Origin of the sequence: Romboutsia weinsteinii (assembly GCF_002250835.2) — a bacterium.
Classification (GTDB): domain Bacteria; phylum Bacillota; class Clostridia; order Peptostreptococcales; family Peptostreptococcaceae; genus Romboutsia_A; species Romboutsia_A weinsteinii.
On the sequence record NZ_NOJY02000012.1, the window covers coordinates 15,820 to 32,474 of the forward strand.

20 protein-coding genes and 1 riboswitch are annotated in these 16,655 nt (G+C 28.1%); of the genes, 5 read left to right on the forward strand and 15 right to left on the reverse strand.

Annotation, left to right across the window (positions count from 1 at the left end):
• The first annotated feature begins 141 nt into the window (after positions 1-141).
• Positions 142-288: a hypothetical protein gene (locus CHL78_RS20985; protein ID WP_199534017.1), complete on the forward strand. Its 147-nt coding sequence runs from the start codon at positions 142-144 to the stop codon at positions 286-288.
• Between the two features lie 263 nt (positions 289-551).
• Entirely contained in the window at positions 552-1,178 is a 627-nt protein-coding gene (locus CHL78_RS08650) for a hypothetical protein (RefSeq protein WP_116041385.1), read from the forward strand.
• Positions 1,179-1,252: 74 nt separating this feature from the next.
• On the opposite strand, the gene CHL78_RS08655 is transcribed toward CHL78_RS08650, so the two are convergent.
• The gene (locus tag CHL78_RS08655) at positions 1,253-1,486 is read right to left on the reverse strand and encodes a hypothetical protein (RefSeq protein ID WP_243446405.1); all 234 of its coding nucleotides are present in this window, start codon (positions 1,484-1,486) and stop codon (positions 1,253-1,255) included.
• Positions 1,487-1,610: 124 nt separating this feature from the next.
• Here CHL78_RS08655 and CHL78_RS08660 point away from each other — a divergent pair, with 124 nt between their 5' ends.
• Positions 1,611-2,726 carry a DUF3810 domain-containing protein gene (locus tag CHL78_RS08660; protein WP_116041387.1) on the forward strand — a complete coding sequence of 372 codons (1,116 nt, stop codon included), beginning with the start codon at positions 1,611-1,613 and terminating at the stop codon, positions 2,724-2,726.
• Between the two features lie 121 nt (positions 2,727-2,847).
• On the opposite strand, the gene CHL78_RS08665 is transcribed toward CHL78_RS08660, so the two are convergent.
• Positions 2,848-3,585 (reverse strand): hypothetical protein, encoded by a 738-nt coding sequence (locus CHL78_RS08665; protein ID WP_094367702.1) that lies wholly within the window; start codon positions 3,583-3,585, stop codon positions 2,848-2,850.
• Positions 3,586-3,911: 326 nt separating this feature from the next.
• Between CHL78_RS08665 and CHL78_RS08670 the strand changes: the two genes are divergently transcribed.
• Positions 3,912-4,580 carry a manganese efflux pump MntP gene (locus CHL78_RS08670; RefSeq protein ID WP_094367701.1) on the forward strand — a complete coding sequence of 223 codons (669 nt, stop codon included), beginning with the start codon at positions 3,912-3,914 and terminating at the stop codon, positions 4,578-4,580.
• A gap of 185 nt (positions 4,581-4,765) precedes the next feature.
• Here the strand turns inward: CHL78_RS08670 and CHL78_RS08675 are convergent, their stop codons facing one another.
• The 6 genes from CHL78_RS08675 to CHL78_RS08700 are packed head-to-tail and all read right to left on the reverse strand — an operon-like array spanning position 4,766 to position 9,958.
• Positions 4,766-5,980 (reverse strand): hypothetical protein, encoded by a 1,215-nt coding sequence (locus CHL78_RS08675; RefSeq protein ID WP_094367700.1) that lies wholly within the window; start codon positions 5,978-5,980, stop codon positions 4,766-4,768.
• A 10-nt stretch (positions 5,981-5,990) separates the two neighbouring features.
• Positions 5,991-6,782, reverse strand: coding sequence for a hypothetical protein (locus CHL78_RS08680; protein ID WP_094367699.1), 792 nt, complete (start codon positions 6,780-6,782; stop codon positions 5,991-5,993).
• Positions 6,783-6,790: 8 nt separating this feature from the next.
• Positions 6,791-8,011: a hypothetical protein gene (locus CHL78_RS08685; RefSeq protein WP_094367698.1), complete on the reverse strand. Its 1,221-nt coding sequence runs from the start codon at positions 8,009-8,011 to the stop codon at positions 6,791-6,793.
• A 15-nt stretch (positions 8,012-8,026) separates the two neighbouring features.
• On the reverse strand, positions 8,027-8,869 hold the full coding sequence (locus tag CHL78_RS08690) for a hypothetical protein (RefSeq protein WP_094367697.1): 843 nt from the start codon (positions 8,867-8,869) through the stop codon (positions 8,027-8,029).
• Positions 8,862-9,578 carry an ABC transporter ATP-binding protein gene (locus CHL78_RS08695; protein ID WP_094367696.1) on the reverse strand — a complete coding sequence of 239 codons (717 nt, stop codon included), beginning with the start codon at positions 9,576-9,578 and terminating at the stop codon, positions 8,862-8,864. Before CHL78_RS08695 ends, CHL78_RS08690 begins: the two co-directional genes overlap by 8 nt.
• Before the next feature lie 23 nt (positions 9,579-9,601).
• Entirely contained in the window at positions 9,602-9,958 is a 357-nt protein-coding gene (locus tag CHL78_RS08700; protein WP_094367695.1) for a GntR family transcriptional regulator, read from the reverse strand.
• 318 nt (positions 9,959-10,276) lie between these two features.
• On the opposite strand from CHL78_RS08700, the gene CHL78_RS08705 reads away from it, so the two are divergent.
• The gene (locus CHL78_RS08705) at positions 10,277-11,173 is read left to right on the forward strand and encodes a collagen-like domain-containing protein (protein ID WP_116041389.1); all 897 of its coding nucleotides are present in this window, start codon (positions 10,277-10,279) and stop codon (positions 11,171-11,173) included.
• A 31-nt stretch (positions 11,174-11,204) separates the two neighbouring features.
• On the opposite strand, the gene thiE is transcribed toward CHL78_RS08705, so the two are convergent.
• The 7 genes from thiE to CHL78_RS08740 form a co-directional block, all read right to left on the reverse strand.
• On the reverse strand, positions 11,205-11,846 hold the full coding sequence (thiE, locus tag CHL78_RS08710) for a thiamine phosphate synthase (RefSeq protein ID WP_094365950.1): 642 nt from the start codon (positions 11,844-11,846) through the stop codon (positions 11,205-11,207).
• An 18-nt stretch (positions 11,847-11,864) separates the two neighbouring features.
• The gene (gene thiM, locus CHL78_RS08715; protein ID WP_094365949.1) at positions 11,865-12,659 is read right to left on the reverse strand and encodes a hydroxyethylthiazole kinase; all 795 of its coding nucleotides are present in this window, start codon (positions 12,657-12,659) and stop codon (positions 11,865-11,867) included.
• Entirely contained in the window at positions 12,647-13,468 is an 822-nt protein-coding gene (thiD, locus tag CHL78_RS08720; RefSeq protein WP_094365948.1) for a bifunctional hydroxymethylpyrimidine kinase/phosphomethylpyrimidine kinase, read from the reverse strand. Before thiD ends, thiM begins: the two co-directional genes overlap by 13 nt.
• A gap of 185 nt (positions 13,469-13,653) precedes the next feature.
• Positions 13,654-13,750, reverse strand: a riboswitch (TPP riboswitch).
• Positions 13,751-13,786: 36 nt separating this feature from the next.
• On the reverse strand, positions 13,787-14,083 hold the full coding sequence (locus CHL78_RS08725; protein ID WP_094365947.1) for a GIY-YIG nuclease family protein: 297 nt from the start codon (positions 14,081-14,083) through the stop codon (positions 13,787-13,789).
• A 94-nt stretch (positions 14,084-14,177) separates the two neighbouring features.
• Complete coding sequence (gene epsC, locus CHL78_RS08730; protein WP_094365946.1) at positions 14,178-14,759, reverse strand: serine O-acetyltransferase EpsC; 582 nt, start codon at positions 14,757-14,759, stop codon at positions 14,178-14,180.
• Positions 14,760-14,785: 26 nt separating this feature from the next.
• Positions 14,786-15,685, reverse strand: coding sequence for a cysteine synthase A (cysK, locus tag CHL78_RS08735; protein WP_094365945.1), 900 nt, complete (start codon positions 15,683-15,685; stop codon positions 14,786-14,788).
• A 212-nt stretch (positions 15,686-15,897) separates the two neighbouring features.
• A complete protein-coding gene (locus tag CHL78_RS08740) occupies positions 15,898-16,503 on the reverse strand; it encodes an NUDIX hydrolase (protein ID WP_094365944.1) in 606 nt (201 codons plus the stop codon).
• Between the last annotated feature and the right edge of the window lie 152 nt (positions 16,504-16,655).

Genomic DNA, 16,655 nt, shown 5'->3' on the forward strand with positions numbered 1-16,655 from the left:
AGATAATAGTAGTTTTTATATTGACTTAATTTGTTTTTTTGAATATTATATAGTAAAATATGACATAGTCCCATGTACAAAATATACAGATTTCTTTAAATTAGTATCAGGTTTGAAGAGTCTTAGATCGGAGGCAATTCTATGGATTTAGACTTATTATTTAAAATAGTACTTTTTATCGTAGCAATAGGAATTTCCTTTAAGGTAATAAAAGCTGTTACAGGTATGATATTTAAATTATCATTACTAGTGCTTATCTTATTGATGTTCTACAAGATGTTCATATAGATACAAATTAAGCTATAGCGAGTTTTAAAATGTACCCTATAAAGTAGACACTAAATATGTCTACCCTATAGGGTATTATATAATGTTCTTATATAATCATCAAGTATAGTTCTATTTTTGTGGATTTCAATAGTAGATAAAATTTATTTTTGTATTATTTAAACACTTTCTACTCTAAATACACATAATAAATAAACTTATTGTTTGGATTAATTTACTTAAAGTAGTATACTTATATATAGGAAATTTTCAGGAGGAATAATATGAACTTTATAACAAAGGAAGAATTTAAAAAGAAAGACCTTATATCTCAGTTTTCTGTAGTTGAGGGAAAGCTAGTATTAAGTGAAGGATGTGAGTACAAATCAGAATTTGAAGTTGGAGATATAGTAGCTTATAAAAATGATGCTAAAAAGCTTGGTATTATATCTTTTACAGAAGAAGATGAATCAAATATATGTTGGAGTGATGGTAGCGAATCTTCAGAAGCTCCATCTGAGTTAGTTGTGGTACCTCCTACTATTGGACTATCATTATTAAAAGATAGCTGTATCATTGACTTATGGGAAAAACTATCTAATGGTAAAAGTGATAACTTTGATTTAAAATGTATTTATTTAGATGATCTAGTAATAAATGAAGTACCTTTTATTAAGGCTTTCAAAAATACTAGCACTCTAATAGATAATAAGTTTAAGAGAAACTTTACGCTTTATAGAAAATTTGGTCCTACTCAAATTTTTAGAACTAATTTATATACAATTTGTGATGGTAATGTAGAATTAGATACTTCAAGGTATGTATATTATTTATTAGAAAACCATATAGTTTATTATTTAGGTATTGATTTAAATAATAAAGATTTAGCGGTTTATTTATTCAATAGATAAAAATTTAATACTAAAATAAAACTTGCCACCAATACAAATAGTATGGTGGCAAATTAACATTATATTCAAATCACTTATTTTAACGAATTTAAAGGTATGTATACTTCTATTTGAGGGATATATAACATATCATCTTTCACATGAGTGTTTCCAAACTCCTTAAGTTCTAATCCCTTTTCATCTTTAGTTATTTTATATCTTACTACTTCACTTTCTTCATTTATATCTGCATGAAAGAACATTCCTTCATATTGTTTAAATCTGAAATTATATTTATCTCTAGTCATTTTAATAATAATAGAATTCATAATTTACCTTTCTTTATACAATCATTTAAATTTTATTCAATTATAACATATACAACATATTTACTTAAATATATATTTTACTGATATAATAAGTTTATATTATGTTTTATGAGGTGGTAACAATATGAAAAAACTTAAAATATTTTTAATATCGCTTTTTCCAATAGCACTCTTACTTAACTTTGTAGCTTCTAAATTTCCACAGTTAGTAGATACCTATTATTCACAAGGTATTAATAAATATACCATTCAGATACTTAGTAAAATAACAGGTATATTTAGTTTTTCATTGTACGAGATATGTATGTATTTGATAGTATTTTCTATAATATTATTTACAATATGTATAGTATTTATAATTATTAAAAATACATCTACACTCATAATCTTTTTGAAAAAATCATTAATAAACTTAATTTGTATTTTATCTGTCTCATATTTTTTATTTATAGTATTATGGGGCTTAAATTATAACAGGAGTCCACTTGAAAAAACACTAATAAATGAATATAATTCATCAAATAGTACAAATATTGCTTCAACAGATAATAACTTAGATGACTTAAAAAAACTTTACTCATATTTAATAGAAAAAGCTAATAATACAAGAAACCTAGTACAAATGGAAAATAATATTATGAAAGCTAACAGTGACTATCAAGGCATTATAGATAGAGCTCATACTGGATACAACAACATCTCAAATGTATTACCTTCTACTTCGGGTAATTATGCTAATGCTAAAGCTGTTAAGTCTTCTAAAATTATGTGCTATACAGGTATAACGGGAATATATTTTCCATTTACAGGAGAAGCAAATATTAATATAACTATTCCAGATATCTATATACCTTCTACTGTAGCTCATGAAATGGCTCATCAACGAGGATTTGCTAGTGAAGATGAAGCTAATTTTATAGCTTATTTGGTTTCAACTAACCATTCAGACATTGATTTTAACTATTCAGGCTATATATTAGCACTTAATCATACAGCATCTGCTCTTAGTAAATCTGATTATGATTCTTATGCTAGTCTTTCACAAGGTATTTCTAATGATGTTAAAGAAGACTTAAAACATAATCGTGAATTTTGGCAAAAATATGAAGGAAAGATTGAACAAGTTTCTAATAATTTTAATAACTCATACTTAAAAGCAAATGGTATTAAAGAAGGTACTTTAAGTTATGGAAAAATGGTAGATTTACTCTTAACCTATTATAATCTATATGGTTTTTGATATATTTCTTACATAAAAAAGTAACTGATATAAATCAGTTACTTTTTACTTTCACACACGATATATTTTCTATGCTACTCAAAAATTCATACTATTAATTAATCTTGAGTCGATCATTATTTTAACTTAATCCACTCATAAAATTAATTAATTTTTTTTCATCATCTTTTAATTTATCTATTCTCTCCCTTATTTCTTCTCTTGACTCTTCAATCCAATTCATATCTTCCATATCTTTTTCTATATTAAATGGAAAACCTAATTTTGCCTCTTTAATTTCATTTGATATTTCTGTTATTTTCTGCTCTAAATCTTCTTGATTATATTCTCTTATTCCCTTGTTTTCTTTCATAGCTAAGGTATCCGATAATATCCTAATAATCTGTATATTATTTGTATTATATGCATCTCTAGCTTTCTCCCACAACTTTCTTTTATTCTCACTGCTTTTAGTTACTAAATCCGGATGTAATATTCTTATTAGATTTTTAAATAAGATTTTTAGATTTTCTTTTTCTTCAATATTTAATGACTCAATATTCATATTAATTTCACTTATTCTTACTAATTCATCTAAATATATAACTTGCTCTTTTAATATACTTATTTCTCTATTTATTGTTTTTTCATTTTCAAAATCTACATTAGTTTTTAAATCTGATAAGTATACTTGAATTTTTCTTTTTAGTTTTTTAATGTTTATTGTTAAGACTAATTCTTCTTGCATCAATTCTGAAAAAAGTAATACATACTTAGATTCTAAATAAGGTTGTTTTTTATATATTACATCTTCTCTCTTTCTAATTAAATCTATATATAAAGTTAATAAACTATCATAATCTCTTATAGTAGACTCCACTTTAACGCCCCCCAAACTCCCCTTTTATAGTAACTACTATATTTTTTATTCATCTCCTTCTTTTATAATACTATAAATTTAACTTTGGAAAATTTTATTATTATTTACATTGACTTCTAGTAAAAATTAATGTATTATTTAGTATTATCCGCTGAGGGAGTAGTTAGCACGAATGTGTGGATAGATCAACATAATGACTTCGGTCTGGTCTATTCTTAAATAACGAGACTCATGCATACTTTTTAGTGTGCATAAGTCTCGTTTTTTGCGTTTAATTAACTTTTCTAGCTCTTTTAGTAATTATAACTATTTATTGGAGGTATTTTATGAGTATTACAACAATTTTATTAACAGCATTTGCCCTTTCTATGGATGCCTTTGCTGTATCAATCACCAAAGGTATGACCTTGAAGAATCTATCAAAAGGTACAGCTATTAAAATAGCACTTTTCTTCGGCTTATTTCAAGGTGGTATGCCTCTTTTAGGTTGGGTTTTAGGTATAAGCTTTGAGGGTTACATAAAATCCATTGATCACTGGATAGCACTTATTTTACTTAGTTTTATTGGATTTAATATGATTAATGAATTTATTAAAGATAAAAAAGAAGTTAAACAAAATAATCTTTCGCTATGTAGAAGTAATCTCTATGAAGAAAGTGACCTTACTATTTCAAATGAATCTGACATATGTATGGATGAAAATACCATCTCTACTAAGGAGCTACTTATGCTTTCTGTAGCTACTAGCATAGATGCATTGGCAGTTGGTGTAAGTTTCGCATTTTTAAATATTGATATTATATCTGTGTCTAGTTCAATTTGTATTATTACTTTTTTAGTATGTGTTGTTGGAGCGTATATTGGTAAGAAGTTTGGAGATATATTCAAAAGTTATGCAGAGCTAATGGGTGGTATAATTCTTGTACTTATTGGGATTAATATATTCAATGAGCATACACAATTTGTTTCTAGTATTTTTCAAAGCCTTTTTTAGTTTCCTATAAAAAAGAGGGGGAGTTTTAAACTCCCTCTCTTTTTATTAAGTCTTTTTAGTTATTCTGAAACTAATAATATGATTACTCAATTACAGCGGATATAAGCTTCATTAGTATATTTGTTAGTAAGCATATTATAACTATAAAAGGCAATTTCATATAGTTGTCTAATTTAATCTAAAATCTAATCTTTAAGAAAATATAGATTTGAAGCCAAACTTGTATCGGAGTTATTAAGTTCTGCCTCATACACCACTTTATTTTTACTTATATCGAATATAGTAAAGTTTACAGACTTTACTCCATACATTTTGAAGCTCTTACCATTTTTTAATTTCTTTGTTGTTTCATTTTTACCTTGAGATATCATATATATTTTATCATCTGACACAGTAAGTTTTTTAATATATGACTTATTTAATATTTGAAGGCTAGTATTTTTAATAGATTCTAATTTCACTTCATCTGAATTTACTTTATATGTGTACTGACTTACCTTACTACCAGTATGATTATTACTCAGTAATATAAATACTATTCTATCTTCTATTACTGTACACTCTAACATCTCTTTGTCTTTTGCATAGCCCTCTTCTTTTGAATTTTCTAGGAAGTTGTTGCTCTCAGTAAATTTATTATTTTCTATATCATATATTATGAATTTACTACTATTTTTTATATTATCCATTCCTAATATATATATCTTTCCTTTATTTATAAAAATAATATTTTGTATCCAAAAACTATTTTCTTGAATTTTATTCGGATTATAACTTGCAACTATCTTCCCTGTTTTATTTTTCAGATTAATTTCAAGAACCAAAATCCTATCACTTCCGTTATCATCTGTTGGACCTTGATTTAAAATCATATAAAGCTTGTCCTTATATATTACGTTGAAGTGTACTCCTACATATTCACCATTGAATCTATCATCTCTAATAGATATCTCTATATCCTCATCTTTATTAGTATTTAAGTTTTTTTGAGTTATTTTTATATTCCTTTTATTACTGTTTATATCTTCATCATAGTATGTAAAATTAGCAGTTCCAATATACTCCTTACTACTATAATATATTAATCTATCTTCATCCCAATTATGCAAAGGTGTATAATCTTTTTCTGAATCCATATAATCTCTATTAATTGGAAACTTCATATTAGGTTTACTGTTTAAACCATATTTATTCAATGTTATTTCTTCATAGTTAAAGTAACTAGTATTAGGAGTGTATACTAGTTTTATATCTCCTATATTTTTTTTATTTCCCTGCAAATCATTTACAGTCAATTTATTTTTATTATTATAACAACTAAGGATAGAAACCACCGTTATCATAAGTAGAGAAATTATTACTAAGCTTATGTAACCTCTTTTTAATCTTTTACTTTTCATAACTCTCCCCCTAAAATTCTATTTTATTGTTTAGTATGTTTTTGCTTATAAAAAAGCATACAACTATTGTAATACTAGAATATAAGATAGTACCTAAGATAACATTCTTACTAAAGAAAAACGTTGTTACTATTATCCCTATCCAAAAATAAATCAGTACTGTAAATAGTATTAATTTAAGTATAGCAGAGCATTTTTTAATAGATTTATTAAGCAGAATTAATGTGAAAATAAATGATATCGTTGCTGTAAGTAAAAGTACGTAACCAACAATGAAATCTATAAAATTGTATGGTATTATTGACCCAAACTTATAAATAGTATCTTGGGCAAATCCGAAGCTTATTGTATCTCCTGACATCTTTTCTGATAACAAGCAGTAAGATACAAACAATGTAGCCACAAATGCTATTATAAACATATAAGTAAAGCTTACTATATTAAGTAGCTTGCTAATATATATTTTCATTCTATTTTCTGGAATCATAAGTAGTGTGTATATACTCTTATTCTTACCAGAAAAATCTTTTCTCCAGATTATAAATGAGTATAAATTACAGATTAATAATCCAATTATAAATATAACAACCGCACAGCTTGGTATTATGTTTCCGAAGGTAGCAAAACCTATAGTATTTTCTATACTTTTATTCTTAAATACTTCTTTTATTACATAGTTATAATTATTGAGATTGTTAAGTATTAATAAAAATAAAGATACACAAATTAAAGCAATTACGGCTAAATAAGCTTTAATATTTCTTTTTAATTCATATTCGTATAAGTACATCAGTTTATTCATATTGACACCTACCTTTCTGTAAATCCAGTCCAACTATTAGGACTTATAGACATTAGTCTTCCTTCATAAGTTTTACTTCTATCTGATTTATTTATTGCATAAATTGTGTTATTATCATCCCACATAACAAAAGATTCTAAAGTAGTTGTCAGTAGATATATTCTTTCATCATCGATTAGTATATCTCTAATTCCTCTTCTGCCTGATACATGTTCTTCAACTACATAACTAAATTCATCTAATACAGTTTTACTATTCATATCAAATTTAACTACTTTTATAGCTATTTTTTCACTCTCTTCTTTATAAACACATTCGAGTATATTATCTTTTAATTTTATATGAGAAAGAGTGTATCCATCATAATTACTTAACGCTTCTAATTTATAACTATTCGTGTCAAGATCATACTCTAATAATAGAGCTTCACCTAAATCCTTATTTCCACCCATATATTTATACACTTCCATAATCACAAAGAATTTATTTTTATATTTACTTGCACCTTTTACTTCTATACGTTCAATACTTATATTAGTTAATATATTTTCATACTTCTCACTTATAATCTTAGCTATATCTATTTTTTTTGATGATTTAATTGATTTATTATCTGTATTTATATTAATTATCTCTAATGAATTTTTAATATTTGAATTCATATATTGATAATTATTTGATATTATATATAAATTATTTTTATGTCTATTTGATGCTAGTATTTCGGTGTTGTATTCTTTTCCATAGTTAGACTTGTTTAAACTTATTTTAGTACGGTCAATCTCCTTCTTATCAAATTGAGGGTCATAAGATTTCTTATCGCTACCTTCTTTGGGGTAAATAAGCACATCTCCTTTAGATTTCTTTTCATCTATTACTAAGTTTAATATTTTTTTATTATCTTCATTATTTACTTCATATCCAACGTGTGATATCATATCTTCACCACTCGTTACATCCATTAATGATACATAACTTTTTGTACCATTTGGATATGGTTTAATCAAATTAACATTTCTGCTGACCTTGTCTGCATTTAATATATATTCTCTATTGATAAATATACTTTTGCTTTCATTATAGTGAATATCAATATTTTTTAATTCATTTATATTTCCAGAAATAGTGCTTATTTTAGGCTCATATTGATTATTTATAGATCCTATTGCAATAAACAACACTATTACTACAAAAATTACTATTATTGATATTTTTGAATTTATTTTCATATTTCTCCTCCAAGACTACACATACAGTTTTTTATTTATTAAATGATATGATATAAAATTAATTATACATATACCTAAAGTATAAAATAGTATACAGAAACCAATAGCCCCTATTTTACTAGATATTACTACAAACATATTTTCAATAATATCGCTATACATCATAATATATAATACAAACACACATAAAACTAATACTCCTAATAACTTTACTATGCTGTCCTTATAGCTCAATATAGTTAACAGTCCACAAAATAATACTGATAGCAATGCAATAAGTAAAAATCCATACGTCATAATAAAATCTATAAAATTTGATGGTATAACATTTGATATATTCCATGATGAAAAGTGACCATGGTCAATAGCTAATATATCATTTGCAAATGATGTTTTAATTATAGTAAATTTACTAAGTAGTATGTTAAATATCCCCTTCGATATAAATAAAGCAATTACTAAACTTAGTATATATCCATAAATCATAGTTGCAGTACTTATTATTTTTGCAATAAATATATAATATCTATTAGAAGGTAGCATAAGTAGAGTATAAAAACTCTTGCTACTTTGGCTATACTCTCTAATCCAAGAGTAAATCGAGTAAACTATTAAGGTTAGCACTCCTATTATAAATATCCTTGATAGCGTACCATTTGTAAATAATATAGCATTTCCATAAAATATTCCTCCAAATGTTTCTATTGCTTTTTCTATAATGTGTGTACGCTTTGTATAGTTTAATATTTGAATAATATTAACTAAAATTGTAGCTGAAAAGAGTAGGCCTATAAATGTTAAATAAAACTTCTTACTTCTTTTTAAGTCTGTATTAACTAATGCCATAAGCTTATTCATGTCTATATACCTCCCTCATTTTTTCTAATATAGACATGCCTTCCATTTCTCTTACTTCTTCAGCATTAAAACTCTCTATAACTTGTCCTTCTTCAATTATTATTACATCATCTACTAAGCTCTCAATCTCATCTATCTCATGAGTTGTTATTACAACAGCTTGATCTTCTTCCATATGCTTAGTTATTGTTTTAATGAATTCTTCTCTTTTAAAAATATCAATTCCTGAAAAAGGTTCATCTAATAATATGTACTTAGCATCTTGGCAAAATCCTAGCATTAACTTTACTCTAGCTATATTTCCTTTTGATAAATTATCAATAATCTCATTTTCATCTAGCTTAAACATTCCTAGCATCTCACAAGCCTTATTACTATTCCAATTTTTATAAAATATTGACATGAATTCTATACTTTCTTTAATAGTAAATCCTCTAAAATGAATATCTATATCTGGTACAAATGCAAGCTTATTGTATGTGTCTATATTAATACGTTCTCCATCTATTAAGATCTCACCACTATCAATTTTGACCAAGCCAGCAATAGCTTTTAATACAGTTGACTTCCCCATTCCGTTAATTCCTAATAAAGCAGTAATCTTTCCAGTTTCTATATTGAAATTTATTTTATCTAATGCCTTAAACTTTTTCCATTTCAATCCACTCATTTTCTTATAAGTTTTACTTACATCTTTTACTTCAATCATAATCAATTCTCCCTCTGTTATTCCTAGTATTTATCCTTTATAATTTCAATAACCTCTTCTTTGCTAACTTTTATAGCCTTCATATCTTCTAAGAATAGATCTAAAGATTCTCTTATAAGCTCCATCTTAATGTTTTTTAAAATATTCTCGTCAGTTGTTATATTGCTTTGATAATTCTTATAAGTATTAATTATCCCCATTTCTCCCATCTCCTTATATGCTCTTTGTACTGTATTTAAGTTTACATTTAAACTGAGTGCCATTTCTCTTCTTGAAGGCACACTATCTCCAGGTTCTAAATCTCCTATAACTATTTTTCTTTTAATATGCTTAATTATCTGCAAGTATATAGGGGATTTGTTATCTATTTCAAATTTCATATTCCCTCCCATCCTAAGTGTATTAATCGATTAGTACACTTAAGGCAAATTTTTATTTAAATAATATATGTATTCTACAATCATATTGCATTTTATAATAGTGTATCATGTGGTTAATACACTTGTAACAAAACTTTCTTCTTAGGTGTATTATATAGTTAATACACTATCTTGTAAACATAATTTTTTATTTCCTAGATTTTATATTAATTGTTAATATATTTAAAATAGTATATACTGTCTCATTTTTGATGTTTTAATCATATAAGTATATTACGTAGTTTATTCTACTACAATATAAACAATGGAGTGTTGTATATGCATAAAGACTGTATGAATAAGGATAAATATTACAATGTTGGCAATTGTGGTATTTGTCAACCTAAGACACCTAAATGCTCTAGTAAGCCAAGTAAATGTATGGAAGAACCTGTAAAACATAAAAAATGTTGTCCTGATAAAGATATGAAACCTATGTTTGTATATCCTATGGACTGCGCAGATTACCAAATTTACAATTTACTATGTTGTGCTATAGGTCGAGTTGTTGGATTAAAGTTAGAAGATAGCGATTGTGTTTTAAGACTTAAAGTTTGTCAAGTAAATCAATGTGCTGTTATGGGGAAAACTAGTTCTGGGAAAGGACCTATCTATGTAAAATTATCATCTATCCAATACGTAGATTTTGGGAAAGAGGTCTATGTAAATCCATTATGTTATGGTGGAGAAATAGATATCATAGCTGGTGTAGGACAACAAGGTCCTGCTGGTCCTGCTGGTCCTCAAGGCCCACAAGGTCCTATGGGGCAAAAAGGTGCTACTGGTCCTATGGGTCCTATGGGGCCTGCTGGTGCTAAAGGAACTCAAGGAGCTCAGGGGAATATGGGACCTGCTGGCCCTCAAGGCCCTGCTGGCTCACCCGGTGCTCAAGGTCCTGCTGGCTCACCCGGTGCTCAAGGTCCTGCTGGCGCTCCTGGTTCTAAAGGGGCTACTGGTGCTCAAGGTCCTGCTGGCGCTCCTGGTGCTAAGGGAGCTACTGGTTCTAAAGGTTCTGCCGGTGCTGTTGGACCTCAAGGTCCTGCTGGTTCTATGGGTCCTCAAGGTCCTAGTGGCGCTAAAGGATCTACTGGTGCTACTGGTGCTAAGGGCGAAAGTACTACAGCTGCCCCAAGCACTAAATATGTACCACCTAAAAAAGTGCCTTATAAAAAATAGTTTAAAAATAAAGCATCCTATTTGGGATGCTTTATTTCTTCATCACATTTATTTTATCGCTCCACTTTTTAGCTTCCATAGATATATCATCTGATTTAAGTATAGCAGATACAACAGCATACCCATCTACATCCAAGTGTTTCAATTTATCAATGTTTGATAAATTGATTCCCCCTATTAGAACTGATAGTATATCTACTTCTTTTGTTATTTGTTCAATAGTTTCAATATTTACTGATTTTGCATCTAACTTTGTTGATGTAGAAAAAACTGCTCCAATACCTATATAGTCAGCACCATCACTTTTAGCTTTTTTTGCTTCTTCTAAAGTTCTAGCTGATACTCCTACTATTTTATCACTCCCTATTAATTTTCTAACTGACTTTGCATCTATATCACTCTGCCCAACATGTACTCCATCTGCATCAGATATCATAGCAATATCGACTCTATCATTTATTATAAAACTTACTCCATATTTTTTTGTTATTTTTCTTAATTCTAATGCCTTTTCTAAAAAGTCTCTTCCTGAAGCATTCTTTTCTCGAAGTTGTACCATTGTAACACCACTTTTTATTGCATCTTCTATAGAACTATAAAAATCTCTATTTGCTAAAATCTCTGAATCTGTTACTAAATAAAGACTTAAATCATTCTTTATATTACCTTCCATAAATGATCTCCCCATTTCTTATACTTTACTAACTTTTTCTATATTTGCGTATTCTTCTAATTTATTAATATTCATATCATTTACTTCATCAAATAGTTTTACCTTAAAGGTTCCTATATTAGGATTATCTCTATCTGCTAATTCACCACTCAATGACATTACCAAAGTTCCTATAGCAGCCGCATGTAAAATACTTTCACTGCAAGGCATAAAACTTGCAATTAAGCTTGTTGTCATACAACCTGTTCCTGTCACTCTCTTTAACTTTATAGATCCATTATTTATCTTAAATATTTCTTGTCCGTCAGTTATAATATCTACTTTGCCAGTTGCAACTACGACACACTCTAATTTCCTAGCTACCCTCATTGCTATATCGCTTATATCTTCTCCATCATCAAAAGAGTCTACACCTTTTCCCCTAACATCAAATCCCCCAATATATTTTATCTCTGAAATATTTCCCTTCACTACATCAAACTTAACTTCATTTAAAAGCCTATTTGTAATATCTCTTCTAGCTTTAGTTGCAAATACCCCTACTGGATCTAAAATAATAGGTTTGTTATATTTATTTGCAGCCTTTCCTGCTAGTAAATATAAGTCTAATAAATTAGAGTTCATTGTACCTATATTTATAACAACTGAACTAGCTACACTTACTATTTCCTCAACTTCTTCATATGAAAAACTCATAAGAGGGCTTGCACCAATAGCTAGTGTTATATTTGCACAGTCTGTTATAGTTACATTATTAGTGTAATGAAGTACTAATGGGTTTATTTCCTTTACCTTTTCTATTAGTGAGTACATACTGCTTCCTCCTGTTTTTCAAAATTATAAAAATGATGTACTGGACCTACTCCATAGCCTATATCAAAGCTGTATTTGATTGCCTCAGTAATATACTCTTTACTTAGTCTTACTGATTCTTTTATTCCATTACCTAAAGCTAAATAAGATGTAATCGCTGAAGAAAGTGTGCATCCTGTGCCATGTGTATTTTTTCTATTAATTCTCTCACTTTTATATATTTCAAAAACATCTTTACCTATTAATACGTCTATTGCATCTCCCTCTAAATGGCCACCTTTCATAAGAACATACTTTGGCCCCATGCTTAGTATTTTATTGCCTGCTACTTTCATATCTTCTAATGTCTTTATTTCTTTTTCTACAATTTCCTCAGCTTCTGGAATATTTGGAGTTACTATGTAAGCTTTTGGTATTAAGTATTTTATTAAATTTTCTTTTGCCTCAGGTCTTAAAAGCGAGTACCCACTCTTTGAAATCATTACTGGATCAACAACAACAAACTCTGGATTATATTTATTTAGCCCTTTTACTATTTCTAAAATAATTTCAGGACTTGAAACCATCCCTATTTTAACAGCTTTTGGAGGTATATCATCAAATACTACCTCTATCTGATTCTTAATTATTTCTTGACTTAATTCCTCAACACCAAATACGCCTTGAGTATTTTGAGCAGTGATAGCTGTTATTACGCTCATTCCATATGTTCCAATGGAGCTAAATGTCTTTAAATCCGCCTGAATACCAGCTCCCCCTGAAGAATCAGACCCAGCAATTGTAAGTGTTGCTATTTTGTAGTTTCTCATACCTCTTAATCTCCCTTTTTATTATTCAAAATCCGCTTCGATCAAGCAACGTGTCAACGAGTTATTTCATGTGTCCAATAACCTACATACTATATCCATTGCCAAATAAAAAAGCTGCACCCAGTTCTCTGGGTACAGCTAAATAAACTAATAGTATCTAAATATATATTAAAAATAAATATATAATTTATCCCTATAAGCTTTCCTACGCTGGCATTACCCAGATCAGGTATAAGGGTCGGTAGATACCTCTCAGCCAAATTGGCCCCCCTAGCTAATCTTTTTTATACTTTAATTATAGTTATTTGGAATTTATTGTCAATAAGAACCTATAAAATAATTTCCTCGTTCTCCTATCTCATTTATATAAAAATTAGGATTTTCAATAACATCAATTTTTTTCTTTCTAGTAAGTTTTTTTATCCTACTCTCTAACTTCATAGCCTTACTCTTTGTATCCGTCTCAAAATACACCTCTAACTTGTCAAATCCTTTTGCTTTAGTATATTTTGAATTTATTCCTGTTTCATGTTCCTTCATTCTTCTGTTTATATCACTAGTATATCCTGTATATAAAGAATCATCTTTACATCTTATTATATAAGTAAAATACATCGTCAACCTCATAAAATTAATAAATTAACCTACAGGTATTTGTAAGTCATAGTACTAATTATATCAAATATCATTGACTCTTTCTTATATTTTATTAAATATCCTTAAAAGGAATATTGCTATTTTTATCTATATTGTCATAGGATGATATCAACTCTAAGTTATTATTTCTAACTATTCTTCCAGGTATTCCAACTACTGTTGAGCCATCGGGTATATCTCTTAGAACAACAGTATTAGCTCCAATTTTAACATCATTTCCTATTTTTATTGGACCTAAAATCTTAGCACCAGAACCTATCATAACGTCGTCTCCTATAGTTGGATGTCTCTTGCCTACATCCTTACCAGTTCCTCCAAGTGTTGTACCTTGATATATTGTAATTCTATTGCCAATTTCAGTTGTCTCACCAATTACTACTCCCATTCCATGATCTATCAAAATACCTTCTCCAATTTTTGCCCCAGGATGTATCTCTATTCCTGTGATAAATCGGGAGAGTTGTGATACGAGTCTTGCAATAAAGAACATACTTCTGTTATAAAAAAAATGAGAAATTCTATATGAAATCAAGGCGTGAATAGATGGATACAATAGAAATACTTCTATTTTTGATCTTGCAGCAGGATCATTTTCCATTATATACTCAATATCTTTATTAATTTTTTTAAACATCTTGATCACTTCCCTTATTGTTGTCTTTAATTAAATATACCCATAGACATATACTTATCTACGCCATCTGGAGCTACCGTTACTATTTTTTTATTTTTATTTTTTTGAGATATTTTGGTAGCAGCAGAAATATTTGCTCCAGAAGATATCCCTACCAATATTCCTTCTCTTATAGCGACTTCTTGAACCATATTAAGCGCATCTTCATCAGTTACTGTCATTACTTCATCGACTAAGCTTGCGTCATAGTTATCAGGTACAAACCCTGCTCCTATACCCTGTATTTTATGTGTACCTGACTTATTCTGTGATATAATAGGTGAATTTGATGGTTCAACAGCTATTATTTTTATACCAGTATTTTGTGATTTTAGGTATTTAGCAATCCCACTTAAAGTACCACCTGTCCCTACACCGCATACGAATATATCTATATCTTTAATATCATTATAAATCTCCTTAGCAGTAGTTTTATAATGACTATAAGGATTATCTTTATTTTCAAATTGCTTTAAACTTTTATAATTATAGTTTTCTTTTAGGAGCTCTTCTGCTTTATTTATAGCTCCTTGCATTCCATTTTTACCGTCTGTTAATATAAGCTCTGCTCCATATGCCTTAACTAATTGTCTTCTCTCAGCGCTCATGGTTTCAGGCATAATTATTATGACTTTATATCCTTTTAATTGTCCTACCATAGCTAGTGCAATACCTGTATTTCCACTTGTTGCCTCTACTAATACATCGCCTTTTTTCAATTCATTTCTTAGTTCCATACCCTCTATCATACAGTATACTGCTCTATCTTTTATACTACCGGCTGGGTTAGTTTTTTCTAGCTTTACATATACATTTGGGTATCCTAAATTATTTAATTTTAATATTGGTGTATTACCTATTAATTCAAGTGCATTTTCATAAATCATATTTTCCACTCCTTTTCATTATCATTTTGATAATCATATATTCATTATATTACTATCAAAATGATAATGTAACATAAAGTATTTTTTATATTTATAAAATAAACTTTATGTTACATTATCATTTTAATTAATCAATTATAAAGATAAAAGCCATAAAACTAATGACATTTATATCATTATGCTATGGCTTTTATTTTTATACTTTATTTAGTTTAAAATAGCTTATGACCTAGATTAGCAAACATCTGTAAAATTAAAAATGCTTTTATATCTATCTTTTCATTTCTATTTATTATTTTCTTTGCATCCTCTTGGGATAATAAATATGTTTCTATTTCTTCATCATCTTCTAAAAACTCTTTAGATACTTCCCCATCGCAAGTACAATATACAAAAGCTACTGATTCGTCAGTCATTCCCGGAGATAAGTATAGCTTATCCATACTATTTATCTTATTTATACTTATAAGGTCTAATCCGGTTTCCTCCTTAAGCTCTCTTGATACAGCATGTTCCATATCTTCATGGTTATCAACAAGACCTGCTGGTAGTTCATATATATAATTATTTATAGGAACTCTAAACTGTTTTATCATGACAATTTTATTTGTGCTTTTATGTAGAGCTGCTATTACAACAGCATCTATTTCATCTTCTTTTTCTCCACTATATATAGCTTCTAATTCTTCTTTGCTTTTTCTTGTAGCTACCATCCAGTGTTTATCTTCATTTACTTTATTTTTGTATTCAACATCGTAAAGCCCTACAAACTTAGTTTCAGCTAATGGGCTGATATTTTTTATTCTTGATTGATTCATCATTTTGCCCCTTTCTATTTTTCGTATATATTTCATTACTATAAATTTTATCACTTTATCTTATAAAAGATTCATTTTGACTAGATATTATAACTAATCAAAATAAAAATTAAAAAGGCTAATATATAATATATTAACCCTTATTTTTCCTA

Excerpts from the sequence above, each read along its gene's own strand:
- CHL78_RS08690 (WP_094367697.1), bottom strand. The coding sequence starts at position 8,869 with ATGAATAAGCTTATGGCATTAGTTAATACAGACTTAAAAAGAAGTAAG.
- CHL78_RS08700 (WP_094367695.1), bottom strand. The coding sequence starts at position 9,958 with ATGAAATTTGAAATAGATAACAAATCCCCTATATACTTGCAGATAATT.
- cysK (WP_094365945.1), bottom strand. The coding sequence starts at position 15,685 with ATGATTTATGAAAATGCACTTGAATTAATAGGTAATACACCAATATTA.
- epsC (WP_094365946.1), bottom strand. The coding sequence starts at position 14,759 with ATGTTTAAAAAAATTAATAAAGATATTGAGTATATAATGGAAAATGAT.
- CHL78_RS08705 (WP_116041389.1), top strand. The coding sequence starts at position 10,277 with ATGCATAAAGACTGTATGAATAAGGATAAATATTACAATGTTGGCAAT.
- CHL78_RS08655 (WP_243446405.1), bottom strand. The coding sequence starts at position 1,486 with ATGAATTCTATTATTATTAAAATGACTAGAGATAAATATAATTTCAGA.
- CHL78_RS08670 (WP_094367701.1), top strand. The coding sequence starts at position 3,912 with ATGAGTATTACAACAATTTTATTAACAGCATTTGCCCTTTCTATGGAT.
- thiD (WP_094365948.1), bottom strand. The coding sequence starts at position 13,468 with ATGAGAAACTACAAAATAGCAACACTTACAATTGCTGGGTCTGATTCT.
- CHL78_RS08675 (WP_094367700.1), bottom strand. The coding sequence starts at position 5,980 with ATGAAAAGTAAAAGATTAAAAAGAGGTTACATAAGCTTAGTAATAATT.
- CHL78_RS20985 (WP_199534017.1), top strand. The coding sequence starts at position 142 with ATGGATTTAGACTTATTATTTAAAATAGTACTTTTTATCGTAGCAATA.
- CHL78_RS08685 (WP_094367698.1), bottom strand. The coding sequence starts at position 8,011 with ATGAAAATAAATTCAAAAATATCAATAATAGTAATTTTTGTAGTAATA.
- CHL78_RS08660 (WP_116041387.1), top strand. The coding sequence starts at position 1,611 with ATGAAAAAACTTAAAATATTTTTAATATCGCTTTTTCCAATAGCACTC.
- CHL78_RS08650 (WP_116041385.1), top strand. The coding sequence starts at position 552 with ATGAACTTTATAACAAAGGAAGAATTTAAAAAGAAAGACCTTATATCT.
- thiE (WP_094365950.1), bottom strand. The coding sequence starts at position 11,846 with ATGGAAGGTAATATAAAGAATGATTTAAGTCTTTATTTAGTAACAGAT.
- CHL78_RS08740 (WP_094365944.1), bottom strand. The coding sequence starts at position 16,503 with ATGAATCAATCAAGAATAAAAAATATCAGCCCATTAGCTGAAACTAAG.
- thiM (WP_094365949.1), bottom strand. The coding sequence starts at position 12,659 with ATGTACTCACTAATAGAAAAGGTAAAGGAAATAAACCCATTAGTACTT.
- CHL78_RS08725 (WP_094365947.1), bottom strand. The coding sequence starts at position 14,083 with ATGTATTTTACTTATATAATAAGATGTAAAGATGATTCTTTATATACA.
- CHL78_RS08680 (WP_094367699.1), bottom strand. The coding sequence starts at position 6,782 with ATGAATAAACTGATGTACTTATACGAATATGAATTAAAAAGAAATATT.
- CHL78_RS08695 (WP_094367696.1), bottom strand. The coding sequence starts at position 9,578 with ATGATTGAAGTAAAAGATGTAAGTAAAACTTATAAGAAAATGAGTGGA.